Source organism: Kribbella sp. NBC_00889 (genome assembly GCF_045207705.1).
GTDB lineage: Bacteria > Actinomycetota > Actinomycetes > Propionibacteriales > Kribbellaceae > Kribbella.
Genome location: NZ_CP108783.1, coordinates 8897562 through 8910485 on the forward strand (window position 1 = coordinate 8897562; position 12924 = coordinate 8910485).

Sequence of the window (12924 nt, forward strand, 5' to 3'; positions counted from 1 at the left end):
GTCCCCTCGCTAGCTGTCGTCCCCGGCGGCCGCGACTCAGCGGCCGAGGTCGAGATCGAGGCTGCCGTGAACGACCCGCTGGTCCTGCTGGGCGACCCGCTCCAGGTAGCTCCTGGACTTGGTCACCTCGGTCTCCAGCGTGCCGATGGTGGCGGCCATGTTGTCCAGCGCCTCCACCTTGAACGTGTCGATCGCGTCCATGGTCGCGTAGATGTTCGCGAACGCCGCTTGCAGCTGCGGCAGCCCGATCGTCGCCGACGCGGCCTGCTGCTGGATCGCGACCGAGTTGTCCTTCATCATCTGCGAGGTGCGCTCGATCATGTTGCTGGTGGTCGTGTTCAGCGCACTGATCTGGTCCAGCACCAGCTTCTGGTTGCTCAGGGCCTGCGCCACGATGACCGCCGTACGCAGCGCCGAGACGGTGGTGGTCGACGCGCGGTCGACACCCTTGATCAGCTCGATGTTGTTCTTGATCACGATGTCGATGGCCAGGTAGTTCTGGATCGACACGGCCAGCTGGGTGAGCAGGTCCTGGTGCTTCTGCCGGACGTAGAACAGCACGTCCTCGCGGAACGCCTTCGCCTTGTCTGGGTTGGTCGCATCCAGCTCGGCGATGGCCGCGGACAGCCTCGCGTCCAGCCGCTCGGCGACGTACACGTACTGGTTCAGCCGGGACATCGCGTCCCAGAGTTGCTGCTTCTCCAGGTTCAGCGCGGCGTTGTCCTTGCCGAGCTCGTCCTGGCCGTTGCGCAGCGCGTGCAGGATGCCCTCGAGGTGGCTCTGCGCGCTCTGGTACTTGCGGAAGTAGTTCTCGATCTTGTCGCCGAACGGAATCATCCCGAGCAGCTTCTTCGGCCCGGTCGCGTCCTTCGGGTCCAGGTCCTCGACCGTACGGCGCAGTTCGAGCAGCGTCTTGCCGACGGTCGAACCCTCGGACAGGCCGCCCTCCTGCAGCGCCCGCACCGGCGACTTGAGCAGCCGGTTCGAGCTGTCGGCGGCGGCGCGAATGTCGACGTCGCCCATGCTGCGGACGTCACTGGCCTTGGCCGCGAACTCCGGCGAGCGCGGCTCGGCCGACATCAGCGCGGTCAAGAAGGTGTCCACCTTCGCGTCGAGGCCGGGCAGGGCGGCAGCGTCAACGGCCGGCGCCAGGCTCGGTGCCGCGGTCGCGGCAACCGGCTGTGACGGCGGCGGCGCGGTCAGTATCAGCCCCGGCGCGGTCGCGGTCGGCGGCTGCAGCGGCGACATCGCCGGCTGTGCGGCGGCCGCGGCTGCCGGCGTACCTGGTGTGTTGTCGGCTTCGGTCATCGTCGTTCCCCTCCGGTGGCCTCCGCGCGGCGTCCCCGTCACCCGCGCGCACTGTCACCTCCGTGACGCGCACACAATCTACGCGGTTCCAGGCCCAAGTGACGGTCCCGTTGCGTAGTCGTTGTCGCTGACGGCTCAGCGACCTGGTCAGACGGCGATCGGGGCCTTGATGCCGGGGTGCGGGTCGTAGCCGGTCAGCTCGATATCGGCGATCTCGTAGGAGTCGATCGAGTCGCGTGGCGTCAGCTTCAAGGTCGGCTGCGCGCGGGGCTCCCGGGTCAGCTGCAGGCGGGCCTGGTCCAGGTGGTTCAGGTACAGATGTGCGTCACCGAGCGTGTGGACGAAGTCGCCGACCTCGAGCCCGGTCTGCTGGGCCACCATGTGGGTCAGCAGCGCGTACGACGCGATGTTGAACGGCACGCCGAGGAAGATGTCGGCGGAGCGCTGGTAGAGCTGGCAGGACAGTCGGCCGTCGGCGACGTAGAACTGGAACATGGTGTGACAGGGCGGCAACGCCATGCTGTCCACGTCCGCGACGTTCCACGCGTTCACGATGTGCCGCCGGGAGTCCGGGTTCTTCTTGATGGCCTCGATCACGCCGGCGATCTGGTCGACGTGTCGGCCATCCGGCGTCGGCCAGGACCGCCACTGGTAGCCGTACACCGGCCCTAGCTCGCCGTCGGCGTCGGCCCATTCGTCCCAGATCGAGATGTTGTTCTCGTGCAGCCACTTGACGTTGGTCGAGCCACTGAGGAACCAGATCAGCTCGCCGATCACCGACCGCAGATGCAGCTTCTTCGTCGTCACCGCCGGGAATCCGGCGCGGAGGTCGTAGCGCGACTGGTGGCCGAACACGCTCAGCGTGCCGGTCCCGGTCCGGTCGCCCTTCTGCACCCCGTTGTCCAGCACGTGCCGTAGAAGATCCAGGTACTGCTGCATGCCGCCAACCTACCCTGATCGACCGGCAAGAAGTTTGAAAGACTCACAGCGTGGAGCATGTGATGACGCTGGTGGTTCGAGTGGAGAAGAACGCTCGGCCGGCGCAAACCGACGCGCTGGAGACGGCGGCGCGCGCGGTCCTGGCGATCTTGGCCGACGACCGTTCGACCGGTGAGGGGGAGTGGGCCGAGGCGATGATCGCCTGGCAGGACGATCGGATCCGGAAGATCGTCAAACGCTGCCGTGGTGTCGAGTGGCGCCGGCTCGAATCCGTTCCCGGCATCACCATGACCGGTGTGACCGCGGAAGTCCGTGTCTTCCCGCCGACCCCGCTGGACGCCGTACCGTCGGAGCTTGCCAACCTGCAGGTGAGTGGCACCGACTTCGAGGACCCCGAGGACCCAGCGGCGCCCGAGCCCGGTGTACCCGTCCTGTGGATCAATCCGGAATTGGAGATGTCCAGCGGCAAGGCGATGGCGCAGTGCGGTCATGGTGCGCAGCTCGCCTGGTGGGCGCTGTCGACAGTGGCGCGGAAGGCCTGGGCTGCTGCGGACTTCGCGCTGGCGGTGCGCACTGCGAGCGCTGCGCAGTGGGAGAGCTTGCTGGCCAGTGGGCTACCGGTGGTCCAGGACGCGGGCTTCACTGAAGTGGAGCCCGGGTCCAGGACCGTCATCGCGGATCATCCCTTGCTCACGCGGTAGTGCAGGTGGGTGACGCGGTCGCCCTGGACCACGCGCGGATCGTCGAGCATGACCTGCGGGCCGATGTAGTCGCCGAAGAACTTGCGGCCGGTGCCGAACAGCACCGGGACCAGGCTGTAGGCGATCTCGTCGACCAGTCCGGCCGTGATCGCCTGGCCGGTGAGGTTGCCACCGGTCACGCTGACGTCGCGGTCGCCGGCGTGTTCCTTGGCCTGCGCGATCGCGTTCTCGATCCCGTTGACGAAGGTGAACGGCGCGTCCGGGAAGGGCCAGTCGGTCGGCGGCTCGTGGGTGACGACGAAGACATGGTCGCCCACCGCCGGTATGCCGTTCCAGCCGTTCGTGATGTCGAACAGGCGTCGCCCGATCACGCACGACGCGATGTTCGGCCAGGTCGACTTCATGTAGTCCGCGCTGGCCTGACTGACGTGGAACGGCCGCCCCTGGTCGGTGCCGTAGATCTCGACCGGACCGTTGTTGTACCAGTCGAACAACGGCCCGACGCCGTCCTCGGTGTCCGCGACGAACCCGTCCAGTGACACCACGGCGGAGGCAATGACGTTGCCCATGGCTACTTTCCTTTCGCGACTCGGTAGGTGAGGTGCTGTGCGGCCGGCGTGGACACCGCTTCGACCAGCTCGACCTCGACAGCCTGAGCCGGCTCGGCCGGGAACAACCTGGTCCCGCCGCCCAGCACGACAGATGCCACGTGCAACCGCAGTACGTCGGCCAGCCCGGCGGCGAGGACCTCGTAACAGACCTGCCCGCCGCCCATCACGAAGACATCCTTGTCCCCGGCAACTTCCTTGGCCTGCGCGACGGCTTCCTCCGGACTACCGACGAAGCGGAATCGGTCACCCAGCCGGGTCTTGTCCGGCGCGGAGTGGGTGATGACGAAGACCGGCGGATTGATCTCGCCCGTGGGCTTCGCGCCGTACCCCATCTCGTCGCTCCAGCCCTTCGGAGCGTCGATGACGTCGAACAGGTTCCGGCCCTGGATGACCGCACCGGTGGCCTCGAACGCGGCGTCCAGTACGGCGTTGTCCTCGGCATTGCCCTGGAAGACCCAGTGGTGCAGGACCTCGCCGCCGTCGCCGAGCCCGTTGTCGATGCCGACATTGGGCCCGGTGACGTAGCCGTCCAGGGACACCGAGATGTCGATGACGACCTGGCTCATCGGTCAGGCCTCCTTCGCGAGCAGCTCGGCCAGCCGGTCCATCGAGTCGCGGATGCCGTGCTCCATGCCGTACTCGATCGACTGGTCGCGGGCCTCGACCGACGGGAACACCGACTGCTGGTGCAACCGCACGCCGGTCTCGGTCGGCTCCAAGGTCATCTTCTCGAGGCAGACCTCGCCGGGAGCGCCTTCCCACTCGAAGGTCTGGATGACCAGCTTGTCCTGCTCGACGGTGTGGAAGACGCCGCGGAAGGCGTACTCACCGGAGTCGTCGCGGTGGATGTAGCGGTAGCTGCCGCCGGGGCGTACGTCGTACTTCTCGACGGTCATCTCGAGGTTGCGCGGGCCCATCCACTGGGCGACCAGGTCCGGGTCGGTGCTGATCTTGAACAGCTGCGCCGGCGTGGCGTCGAACTCGCGGGTGACCTCGACGAACGGGGTGCCTGCGGGGGTGTTGATCGTGGTGCTCATCTTTCCTGCTCCTTTGCGGTTCGCTCTCATCACTTCTCTTTGCTTTCCTTCACTGCTCCCGCTCTCGCACTGTCTGGAGCAAGGCGTCCATCCGGCGGAAGCGACGTTCGGTCTCCAACCGGTACTCGTCGATCCAGCTCGTCAGTGCTTCGAGGGCGGCCGGCACCAGGTGGCAGGGACGGCGCTGACCGTCCCGGGTCCGGGTGATCAGCCCGGCGGTCTCCAGCACCTGGATGTGGCGCGACACCGCCTGCTTGGTGATCGGGAACGGTTCGGCCAGTTCGTTCACGGTGGCCGGACCGCGGGACAGTCGCGCGATCATCGCTCGGCGGACCGGGTCACCGAGGGCGGTGAACGCCCGGTCGAGTTGCTCGTCGTCAACTGACATCTTTATCAACCGTTCCTTTGATCAACTGATGTGTTGAATATAGGGACGATCGGCGCCGAGCGTCAAGGGCCAGGTTTTAGCAACTTTGGTTGACAGATCGAATGTGTCAACCTAAGTTGCTTATATGACCGAGTTGGTGGATCCCGAGGACCCCGCGGCAGGTCTTGCCGCGGTGGTCGCGTTGCGCCGGCTGGCCGACCGGCTGGAGGACAGCCAGGTGGAGCAGGCGATGCGGGCCGGCTGGAGCTGGTCCGACGTGGCCGAGGTGCTGGGGGTCACCCGGCAGGCCGTGCACAAGAAACACGCCCGGCGGCTGGTCGCCGCGGGCGTCGCCCTGAGGAGGCGTTGATGGCGTCGGATGCGAAAGACGTGCGCGCGCTGCTGGTGCGCGAAGCCCGCACGGTGGCGCGGCGGGACGGTTCCCGGTCGATCGAGGCCGAGCATGTGCTGCTCGCGCTGGCCGCGACCCGGACCACGTCCGCGGCCCGGATGCTGGCCGAGGCCGGTCTGACCGAGGAGACGATCCGGGCCGCCCTGGATCGCGAGTGGGAGCAGAGCCTGGCCGTCGCCGGGATCGCGGTCCGGATCGGTTTGTTGCCCGAGGCAACGCCAGATGAGAGTCGCAACCCGCACATCGGCGACTCCACCCGGCTGCTGCTCAAGCGCGCCATGGACGCACCCCCGAAGCTGGCCGGCCGGCTCGGCCCTCTGCGCATCCTGGTCGGCATCCTCGACACCGAACGCGGCCGGGTCGCCCGTGCGCTCCAGGCCGCCGGAGTCGACCGCGCCGCCCTCCGCACCCGCGCCGCCGAAGCCCTCGCCGCAGGCGACCACTAAGTGCCCGCAGCTGACCAACGTCCCGGCCGAGGCAGCTAGATCGTCTCGAAGGCGGCCATCATCGCCATGTCCTCGTGCTCGAGGTTGTGGCAGTGGATCAGGTACTTGCCCTTGTGGGCGGTGAACTTGACCAGTACGTCGACCACCTCGGCGGGCCGGATGTCGACGGTGTCCTTCCAGCCGCCGTCGTACTCGCCGGGGTCGCCGCCGCCACGCCGCAGCACCTGGAACGGCGCGAGGTGGACGTGGACCGGGTGGTGAACGTCGGTGACGAACGACCACACCTCGTACTGGTCGAGCTTCACCTGCGCCTGCATCACCTTCGGGTCGAACGCCTTGCCGTTGATCGTCCACCCCTTGTGCCCGCCCGCGTCACCGCGCCGGAACCGCCACAGCCGCTTGGTCAGGCCGGCCGGTTCGGGGACAGCGGCGTACGACGAGAGCTTGTCCGGGATGCGGCTCTCGTCGGCGGCCTTGCGGGCGACCTTGAAGCGCATCACGTTCGCGCTGCCGTCGAGTTTGTTCACCAGCGTGATGTCGTCGCCCGGCTGGTACGGCGAGAAGTCCACGATCACGTCGAAGCGTTCCGCGGGCGCGATCACCAGCGTCTTGTGTTCGACCGGCTTGTCCAGCAGCCCACCGTCGCTGCCGATCTGGACGAACGTCGCCGGTCCGTTGTCGAAGGCGAGCTCGTAGCGACGGGCGTTGCTAGCGTTGAGAAAGCGCAGCCGGTAGCGGACCGCGTCCACCTCGTGCACCGGCCACGGCGCGCCGTTCACCAGCGTCACGTCGCCGATGACACCTTCCATGTACTGCGATTCGACGCCGATGCCGTCCTTGGCCACGGGGTAGAGGAATGCGCCGTTGTCATCGAACGCGCGGTCCGCGATGACCAGCGGGATCTCGCGATCGCCTCTGGGTAAAGGCAAACGGTCCTCTTCGTCGTCGCGGACGATGTGCAGGCCGAACAGGCCGCGGTACACCTGTGGAGCGGTGTAGTCCATCGTGTGGTCGTGGTACCAGAGCATGGCGGCGCGTTGCGTGTTCGGGTACGTGTACGTCCGGCTACCCGTCTTCATGTCACCACCAGTCATGGTGTGGTGCCCGGCGTGTTCCCCTTGGCCTCCGGCCGGCATCAGGAGATCGAGGGGCCAGCCGTCGCTCGCGGCGGGGGTGTGACCGCCATGCAGGTGAACGACGGTCGACACGTCGAGCTCGTTGACCTGCTCGATCACAGTGGTCCGGCCGCTCCGTACGTCGAACGTCGGCCCGGGCAGGAGGCCGTCATACCCCATCACCTCGGTCTTGAGACCGGGCAGGATCTCGACGCTCGCCTTCTTCTGTACGACGCGGTAGTAGTCGGCGCGGGCGTCGCTGCGGACCGGTTTCTTCACCGGTGGGATCGGGAGCGGGACCTGGAACGGCTCGGGGAGCGGTGCCTTGCTGCGGAGCAGTTCGCCCGCTTGCCCAGGGCTTGCCTCGAGGCCGCAGCTGGTCAGCGTCAGGGCGGCACCGGTGCCGCCGGCAACGGCCAGGAAACCACGGCGGGACAGCTTCACTTCTTGGCCTCCTGGCGACTCAGGCGTGCGGTGGGGCGGAACGACCAGACGGCCATCCAGACGATGCTGATGACGATGGCGGTGCCGAGTGGGACGTGGAGGGAGAAGTTCTGCTGGTAGCCGAAGATGGCCTGCGCGAACTCGGCGAAGAACAGCAGGACCGTGAACCAGGTCGGCCAGAGCCGCCCGCCGCCGGGGCGCCAGTAGAGGACCGCGACGACGATCTGGATCATCGCCACCATCCAGATGGTCCCGCCGATCGCGGCGTGCGTGGTGATCGCATCGACGTCGCCGGACAGGAAGTAGCCGGCAAAGATCGGCTGGGCGATCGCGAGTGCCGCGTGCAGGACGAGTGTGATCCGGAGGGTCCACAGAGTCGCGCCGGGACGCCGTACCGGCTTCTCGGTGGCGAGCGTGGTCACGCGTTGACCTCCGTCTGCTCGGTGCGGCGGCGGGCCGGGGCTCGCTGCCGGTTGATCCAGACGGCGAACGCGACCGTTCCGGCCACCAGGGCGACGCCGAGTGGGATGTGGACGGCCAGTTGGCGGCTGTAGCCCATCGCGATCTGGAGCACCTCACCGGCCAGGATCAGCAGGGCCACCACCGGCGCGATCCCACGGCCGCCGGTGCGCCACCAGGCCGTTGCTATGAGCAACTGGAGGAGTCCGAGGCCGGCGAGGGAGAGACCGATCGGCTCGTGCATCCGCAACGCGGGGCCGTCGCCGTTGAGGTAGGCGCCGGCCAGGATGGGCTGCAGGCAGATCGCGCCGGCCTGCAGGCCGGCGACCAGCCGGAGAGGGACGAGAGCCTTCATGTAGACAGACAATAGTAGTCTGTCTACATGTAGTGCAATCAGGTATATCCCTGGGGTGCCGCTCTGGGTGTGATCAGGTGAAGTCATGGACCTCACCGTCAAACCTCAAGGATTCTTGAGGTCAAGGGGAATATGACCGCCCAGCGTGCCTTCGCTGGACGGATCGGGGTCAGGTGAGGTGGCCGAGGGGCGCGACCGAGATGCCGGCGCGCTCGCAGACCCAGCGCGGGTCGGGGCCGAGCTCGGGCTCGATCCGGAGCTCGTGATCGTGCAGGTCGTCGCACGCCGTACAACGCGGCCAGCGCACGCCGGAGTCGACCAGGCGGTCCTGCACGTCCTGCGCGACCAAACCGGCGATGTGCTCGGCGCCGTCCGGCCACTGGTCCAGCCACCACTGGCGGCCGGCCACGGCGTCCTCGAGCACCGACACCATCACCGCGTCGTCGAACCCCCGCACGGCCAGGTCATGCAGGACCATGGCACGGGCGGTCAGCAACACCCCTGGCTCACTCATCGCCCTACAGAGTGCCAGACAGAACCGACAAAACCCCACGCCCGGTGCCGGGCGTGGGGTTTCGTGGTGGCGGACCCGCAGCACTCACCAACCCGGCTGTCCGGGCTGTGCAAGCCCCGCGATGAGCGTGAACCGCCCGCGGCGTGCCTGCTTGGTGAGTGCTGCAGGTCCGGGTCAGCCAGTGGTCGGGCAAGTCGGGGTTGGGTCGAGGCGCTCCGCGAGACCGAGCTGGCGCTGGGCGGCGGACCGAAGTACTGCGCTGATCCGGACCGTGAGGCGGTGGCGTGCGACCGGCTCGTCGTACGGCTGCTGCGGAGCGTTCGGGAGTGCTGACTGCGCCAGGGCGCGGGCGTTCTCGACTGCGGTGTTGCCGGCGACGAAGTACGTCATGGTTCTGCTCCCTTCCTGAGAGCGTGTTGGGTCGGCCGGCGGCCGGGCGGCCGTCGGAAGTCGTGCGGTATCGGCCCGGGAACCCTCGTGGGTCCTGGGTGGTGATGTGTGGTTGTCAGGCCTTCGGGGCTGGTCCGCTACTGGCGCGGACGATCAGCTCTGTCGGCATCAGGAGCTGTCGCTCGGTGACCGCCGGGTCCAGCAGGATCCTGCCGACCGCACGGCCTTTCTCCCGGATCGGTTGGTGGACCGTGGTCAGTCCAGCCGCTTCGGCCGCCGGGATGTCGTCGAATCCGGCCAGCGTCAGGTCCCGGCCGGGGACCAGTCCGCGTACCCTCATCGCCTCCAGTGCGCCGAGCGCCTGAACGTCACTCAGTCCGACGATCGCGGTCGGCCGGTCCTGTGAGTCGAGCACCCATTCGGCGCCCGTGCGGCCGGAACTGAACGCGTTGTGACCGCCGGAGACGATCCGTAGCCTGGCATCGGGCATCGCCTTCTGCAGGCCTTGGATCCGCAGCTCGCAGTCGGTGTAGCCGACCTCGTCCACGCTGAGCTCGACCGGATTGCCGCCGGCCGCCTCGGCGTTGTCGACCAGCACGACCACGTCGCGGTGGCCGAGCCGGGCCAGGTGCTCGCCCAGCTGGGCGGCCGCTTCCACCTCGTCGATGGCGACCCAGGACAGATCCGGGTGGTCGCCTCGGTCGGTGGACACGGCTGGGATGCCGCGGTTCGCGAGGATGTCCAGCGCCGGGTGGCCGCCGGGCACGCAGAAGATCGCCGCCGCGTCGATGGCCGCCTGTTGCACTGCGTTGCTGCCGCCGGCGATGTCGGTCGAACTGAGCGGCATCAGCAGCAGGCTGGTGCTGAACTCCTCGGCGACCTCGGCCAGACCGGCCAGGAAGCCGACCGCGTACGGGTCCGAGAACGCGTAGGCGAGCTTATCGGTGAACAGCACCCCGACCGCCCCTGCCTTGCCGCTGCGCAGAGCCCGTGCGGACGCGTCGGGTCCGGAGTACCCCAGCTCCCGGGCGGTGTCCAGGATCCGCTCGCGCAGGGCGACGGACAGCTGATCCGGCTTGTTGTATGCGTTGGACACAGTCGACGGTGATACGCCAACGGCCTTGGCCACCGTCTTCAGCGTGACTCCCGCCATCTCTCCGCCTCCTGGTCGTGGACTGCCTGGTGACAGTCTTCTGTATCGTTCTTCTAGAACGTTCTAGAAAAACGATACAGAAGGCTTCGGGAGAGTGCAACACCTTTCTGGATGTACCGACGAACGGGTGGTAGTGCGGTCCCGCCCGGGGCGCCAGGCGTGCATCCGGTGGCCCGGCGCCGGCGTCACTGCCGGACTACCCGTCCGTCGGTACGTGATCGCGGTGGCTTCGACTCCCCGGCAACAGTGCGAATCTGGATGGCGTTGTCCGTGTCCACCTCCGCGCGTTCTGTTGTGTGCGGGATGATGGCGGGCATGGGTTCGTTGCTGGAGGTGATCGCGCTGCATCCAGCGGATGCGGAGGCGGCGCAGGAGGGCGGGGCGGACCGGCTGGAACTGTGCGCGTCGATGGAGGCCGATGGCTTGTCCCCGTCGGTGTCCACGGTCAGCGCGATCCGGCGGTCGACCGATCTCCCGCTGCGGGTGATGCTGCGGCTGTCCGACTCCTTCGTCACCAACGGCGCCGAACTCAACCGCCTCACCGCGACAGCGCAGTCCTACCTCGCGGCCGGTGCCGACGGATTCGTGCTGGGCTTCCTGACCGCGGACAACCAGGTGGACATCGAGTCTGTGGCGGCGTTGGCGAGCACCTTCGCCAGTACGCCGTGGACCTTCCATCGCGCGATTGACGCCGTACTGGAGCAAGGGCTGGCGTGGCGCGCGTTGCGATCGCTGCCCGGTCTCGACTGTGTACTCACGGCCGGATCAGCTCTCGGCGTCACGCACGGCCTCGACGACCTGTGCAGGCTCGCCAAGGAAGACCCCGCGATCGCCGGCGTCATGATGGCCGGCGGCTCACTCCGTCCGGAGCACGTCCCGTGGCTCCACCAGTCCGGCGTACGGCGCTTCCACGTCGGCTCCTCGGTCCGGCAGGACGGCTCCTGGACCAAGGCCTACGTCAACCCCGGCTTCGTCCGATCCTGGCGCAACCTGTTGGACGCCCAGGACGCCCGCGGCCACCAGAACGATCGTGATCTTGACGCCGTGGATCCGCGCGAATGATCCTCATCGACCCACCGGCCTGGCCGGCCTGGAACCGCATCTGGTCCCATCTCGTCAGCGACGAGTCGTACGAAGAACTCCACGCCTTCGCCAAAGCCGCCGGCATCCCCGCGAGAGGCTTCGACCGAGACCACTACGACGTCCCCAGCGACCAATACGAAGCTCTCATCGCCGCCGGCGCAGTACCAGTCTCCAGCCGAGAACTAGTCCGCCGCCTAACCACAGCAGGCCTCCGCCACCGCAAACGCCCCTGACCCAAACAGTCCAGCACAAGCAGCAGAACGGCCCCCAACCGTTGTGCGGTTGGGGGCCGTTGGTCAGTCGAGGAGTTCTGTGACTGTGCCGGCGGCTACGGTGTGGCCGCCTTCTCGGACTGCGAAGCCTAGGCCGGTGTTCATGGCGATGGGCTTCTCCAGTTCTACGGTGAGGTCGATGGTGTCGCCTGGCATGACGAGGGTGATTTCGCCCAGGTCGATGCCGCCGGAGACGTCGGTGGTGCGGAAGTAGAACTGCGGGCGGTAGTCCGCTCCGAAGGGGCTGTGGCGGCCGCCTTCGGCTGTGGACAGGGCGTGCAGGGTTGCCCGGAACTTCCGGTGCGGGTGCACTGTGCCCGGCAGGGCTACGACCTGGCCGCGACGGACCTCGTCGCGCTTGATGCCACGCAGCAGCACGGCCGCGTTGTCGCCCGCGTCCGCGGACTCCAGCGACTTGCCGAACGTCTCGAGACCGATCGCCGTACTGGTGACCGTCGGACCGAGACCGACCACCTCGACCGGGTCGCCGAGCTTCAGCGAACCGCGCTCGACCGCACCGGTGACCACGGTGCCGCGGCCGCTGATGGTGAGGACGTTCTCGATCGGCATCAGGAACGGCTCGCCCAGCTCGCGGTCCGGCACCGGGACGTAGGTGTCCACCGCGTCCAGCAGCTCACCGATCGCGGCGGTCCAGCGCGGGTCGCCTTCCAGCGCCCGCAGTCCGGAGACACGCACGACCGGTACGTCGTCGCCCGGGAAGCCGTACTCCGACAGGAGTTCACGGACCTCCAGCTCGACCAGGTCGAGCAGCTCGGGGTCGTCGACGGTGTCCGCCTTGTTCAGCGCGACCACCAGGTACGGCACGCCCACCCGGCGCGCGAGCAGCACGTGCTCACGCGTCTGCGGCATGGCGCCGTCCTGCGCGGAGACGACCAGGATCGCGGCGTCCACCTGGGCGGCGCCGGTGATCATGTTCTTCACGTAGTCGGCGTGCCCGGGCATGTCGACGTGCGCGTAGTGCCGGGTCGCGGTCTCGTACTCGACGTGCGAGATGTTGATCGTGATCCCGCGCGCGACCTCCTCCGGCGCCCGGTCGATACCGTCGAACGCGACGAACCGGTTGACGGCCGGGTCGCGCTCGGCGAGCACCTTGGTGATCGCGGCGGTCAGAGTGGTCTTGCCGTGGTCGACGTGACCCATCGTTCCGATGTTGAGGTGCGGCTTGGTCCGCACGAACTGGCTCTTGGCCATGAGTTTTCCTTTGCTGGTCAGAAGATTCGAAGAGCCAGGACCCTCCGGCAGGCCTCCCGCAGCTGTCACCGCACGGGAGGGGGCCGGTGAGCGGTCCACCCTCCTC

At 67.8% G+C, this 12924-nt stretch carries 18 protein-coding genes; 5 read left to right on the forward strand and 13 right to left on the reverse strand.

The annotated features are described in order from the left end of the window. Nucleotides 1-36: 36 nt before the first annotated feature. Both OG817_RS43905 and OG817_RS43910 read right to left on the reverse strand, forming a co-directional pair. Nucleotides 37-1308, reverse strand: coding sequence for a toxic anion resistance protein (locus OG817_RS43905; RefSeq protein WP_406051028.1), 1272 nt, complete (start codon nt 1306-1308; stop codon nt 37-39). A gap of 147 nt (nt 1309-1455) precedes the next feature. Further along, nucleotides 1456-2247, reverse strand: coding sequence for a thymidylate synthase (locus OG817_RS43910; RefSeq protein WP_406051029.1), 792 nt, complete (start codon nt 2245-2247; stop codon nt 1456-1458). Nucleotides 2248-2297: 50 nt separating this feature from the next. Here OG817_RS43910 and OG817_RS43915 point away from each other — a divergent pair, with 50 nt between their 5' ends. Beyond that, nucleotides 2298-2948, forward strand: coding sequence for a peptidyl-tRNA hydrolase (locus OG817_RS43915; RefSeq protein ID WP_406051030.1), 651 nt, complete (start codon nt 2298-2300; stop codon nt 2946-2948). Here OG817_RS43915 and OG817_RS43920 read toward each other — a convergent pair. From OG817_RS43920 to OG817_RS43935, 4 genes are read right to left on the reverse strand one after another with little or no spacing between them, the layout of a single operon-like run. Further along, nucleotides 2927-3517 (reverse strand): dihydrofolate reductase family protein, encoded by a 591-nt coding sequence (locus OG817_RS43920; RefSeq protein ID WP_406051031.1) that lies wholly within the window; start codon nt 3515-3517, stop codon nt 2927-2929. The genes OG817_RS43915 and OG817_RS43920 overlap by 22 nt on opposite strands. 2 nt (nt 3518-3519) lie before the next feature. Continuing rightward, entirely contained in the window at nt 3520-4125 is a 606-nt protein-coding gene (locus OG817_RS43925) for a dihydrofolate reductase family protein (RefSeq protein ID WP_406051033.1), read from the reverse strand. Nucleotides 4126-4128: 3 nt separating this feature from the next. Next, the gene (locus tag OG817_RS43930; RefSeq protein WP_396392190.1) at nt 4129-4596 is read right to left on the reverse strand and encodes an SRPBCC family protein; all 468 of its coding nucleotides are present in this window, start codon (nt 4594-4596) and stop codon (nt 4129-4131) included. Between the two features lie 49 nt (nt 4597-4645). Continuing rightward, nucleotides 4646-4984, reverse strand: coding sequence for an ArsR/SmtB family transcription factor (locus OG817_RS43935; RefSeq protein ID WP_406051035.1), 339 nt, complete (start codon nt 4982-4984; stop codon nt 4646-4648). 124 nt (nt 4985-5108) lie between these two features. On the opposite strand from OG817_RS43935, the gene OG817_RS43940 reads away from it, so the two are divergent. Further along, complete coding sequence (locus OG817_RS43940) at nt 5109-5333, forward strand: hypothetical protein (protein WP_360444900.1); 225 nt, start codon at nt 5109-5111, stop codon at nt 5331-5333. Beyond that, complete coding sequence (locus OG817_RS43945; RefSeq protein ID WP_406051037.1) at nt 5333-5821, forward strand: Clp protease N-terminal domain-containing protein; 489 nt, start codon at nt 5333-5335, stop codon at nt 5819-5821. Before OG817_RS43940 ends, OG817_RS43945 begins: the two co-directional genes overlap by 1 nt. A 35-nt stretch (nt 5822-5856) precedes the next feature. On the opposite strand, the gene OG817_RS43950 is transcribed toward OG817_RS43945, so the two are convergent. The 6 genes from OG817_RS43950 to OG817_RS43975 form a co-directional block, all read right to left on the reverse strand. After that, a complete protein-coding gene (locus OG817_RS43950) occupies nt 5857-7380 on the reverse strand; it encodes a multicopper oxidase domain-containing protein (protein WP_406051039.1) in 1524 nt (507 codons plus the stop codon). Next, on the reverse strand, nt 7377-7802 hold the full coding sequence (locus OG817_RS43955) for a hypothetical protein (RefSeq protein WP_406051041.1): 426 nt from the start codon (nt 7800-7802) through the stop codon (nt 7377-7379). Before OG817_RS43955 ends, OG817_RS43950 begins: the two co-directional genes overlap by 4 nt. Beyond that, the gene (locus OG817_RS43960; protein WP_406051043.1) at nt 7799-8194 is read right to left on the reverse strand and encodes a hypothetical protein; all 396 of its coding nucleotides are present in this window, start codon (nt 8192-8194) and stop codon (nt 7799-7801) included. Before OG817_RS43960 ends, OG817_RS43955 begins: the two co-directional genes overlap by 4 nt. Before the next feature lie 169 nt (nt 8195-8363). Next, nucleotides 8364-8708 carry a hypothetical protein gene (locus OG817_RS43965; RefSeq protein ID WP_406051045.1) on the reverse strand — a complete coding sequence of 115 codons (345 nt, stop codon included), beginning with the start codon at nt 8706-8708 and terminating at the stop codon, nt 8364-8366. Between the two features lie 174 nt (nt 8709-8882). Further along, entirely contained in the window at nt 8883-9098 is a 216-nt protein-coding gene (locus tag OG817_RS43970) for a hypothetical protein (RefSeq protein WP_406051047.1), read from the reverse strand. 115 nt (nt 9099-9213) lie between these two features. Next, the gene (locus OG817_RS43975) at nt 9214-10251 is read right to left on the reverse strand and encodes a LacI family DNA-binding transcriptional regulator (protein ID WP_406051049.1); all 1038 of its coding nucleotides are present in this window, start codon (nt 10249-10251) and stop codon (nt 9214-9216) included. Between the two features lie 315 nt (nt 10252-10566). Between OG817_RS43975 and OG817_RS43980 the strand changes: the two genes are divergently transcribed. Then, nucleotides 10567-11313, forward strand: coding sequence for a copper homeostasis protein CutC (locus OG817_RS43980; protein ID WP_406051051.1), 747 nt, complete (start codon nt 10567-10569; stop codon nt 11311-11313). Beyond that, entirely contained in the window at nt 11310-11567 is a 258-nt protein-coding gene (locus tag OG817_RS43985; RefSeq protein WP_396392182.1) for a DUF4031 domain-containing protein, read from the forward strand. The genes OG817_RS43980 and OG817_RS43985 overlap by 4 nt, the downstream gene beginning before the upstream one ends. Nucleotides 11568-11630: 63 nt before the next feature. On the opposite strand, the gene tuf is transcribed toward OG817_RS43985, so the two are convergent. Further along, on the reverse strand, nt 11631-12818 hold the full coding sequence (gene tuf / locus OG817_RS43990) for an elongation factor Tu (RefSeq protein WP_393380034.1): 1188 nt from the start codon (nt 12816-12818) through the stop codon (nt 11631-11633). Nucleotides 12819-12924: the final 106 nt, after the last annotated feature.

What these genes read in the sequence shown, in the direction of transcription:
- OG817_RS43905 (WP_406051028.1), bottom strand. Translation starts at nt 1,308, where the DNA reads ATGACCGAAGCCGACAACACACCAGGTACGCCGGCAGCCGCGGCCGCC.
- OG817_RS43910 (WP_406051029.1), bottom strand. Translation starts at nt 2,247, where the DNA reads ATGCAGCAGTACCTGGATCTTCTACGGCACGTGCTGGACAACGGGGTG.
- OG817_RS43920 (WP_406051031.1), bottom strand. Translation starts at nt 3,517, where the DNA reads ATGGGCAACGTCATTGCCTCCGCCGTGGTGTCACTGGACGGGTTCGTC.
- OG817_RS43925 (WP_406051033.1), bottom strand. Translation starts at nt 4,125, where the DNA reads ATGAGCCAGGTCGTCATCGACATCTCGGTGTCCCTGGACGGCTACGTC.
- OG817_RS43930 (WP_396392190.1), bottom strand. Translation starts at nt 4,596, where the DNA reads ATGAGCACCACGATCAACACCCCCGCAGGCACCCCGTTCGTCGAGGTC.
- OG817_RS43935 (WP_406051035.1), bottom strand. Translation starts at nt 4,984, where the DNA reads ATGTCAGTTGACGACGAGCAACTCGACCGGGCGTTCACCGCCCTCGGT.
- OG817_RS43940 (WP_360444900.1), top strand. Translation starts at nt 5,109, where the DNA reads ATGACCGAGTTGGTGGATCCCGAGGACCCCGCGGCAGGTCTTGCCGCG.
- OG817_RS43945 (WP_406051037.1), top strand. Translation starts at nt 5,333, where the DNA reads ATGGCGTCGGATGCGAAAGACGTGCGCGCGCTGCTGGTGCGCGAAGCC.
- OG817_RS43960 (WP_406051043.1), bottom strand. Translation starts at nt 8,194, where the DNA reads ATGAAGGCTCTCGTCCCTCTCCGGCTGGTCGCCGGCCTGCAGGCCGGC.
- OG817_RS43965 (WP_406051045.1), bottom strand. Translation starts at nt 8,708, where the DNA reads ATGAGTGAGCCAGGGGTGTTGCTGACCGCCCGTGCCATGGTCCTGCAT.
- OG817_RS43970 (WP_406051047.1), bottom strand. Translation starts at nt 9,098, where the DNA reads ATGACGTACTTCGTCGCCGGCAACACCGCAGTCGAGAACGCCCGCGCC.
- OG817_RS43975 (WP_406051049.1), bottom strand. Translation starts at nt 10,251, where the DNA reads ATGGCGGGAGTCACGCTGAAGACGGTGGCCAAGGCCGTTGGCGTATCA.
- OG817_RS43980 (WP_406051051.1), top strand. Translation starts at nt 10,567, where the DNA reads ATGGGTTCGTTGCTGGAGGTGATCGCGCTGCATCCAGCGGATGCGGAG.
- OG817_RS43985 (WP_396392182.1), top strand. Translation starts at nt 11,310, where the DNA reads ATGATCCTCATCGACCCACCGGCCTGGCCGGCCTGGAACCGCATCTGG.
- tuf (WP_393380034.1), bottom strand. Translation starts at nt 12,818, where the DNA reads ATGGCCAAGAGCCAGTTCGTGCGGACCAAGCCGCACCTCAACATCGGA.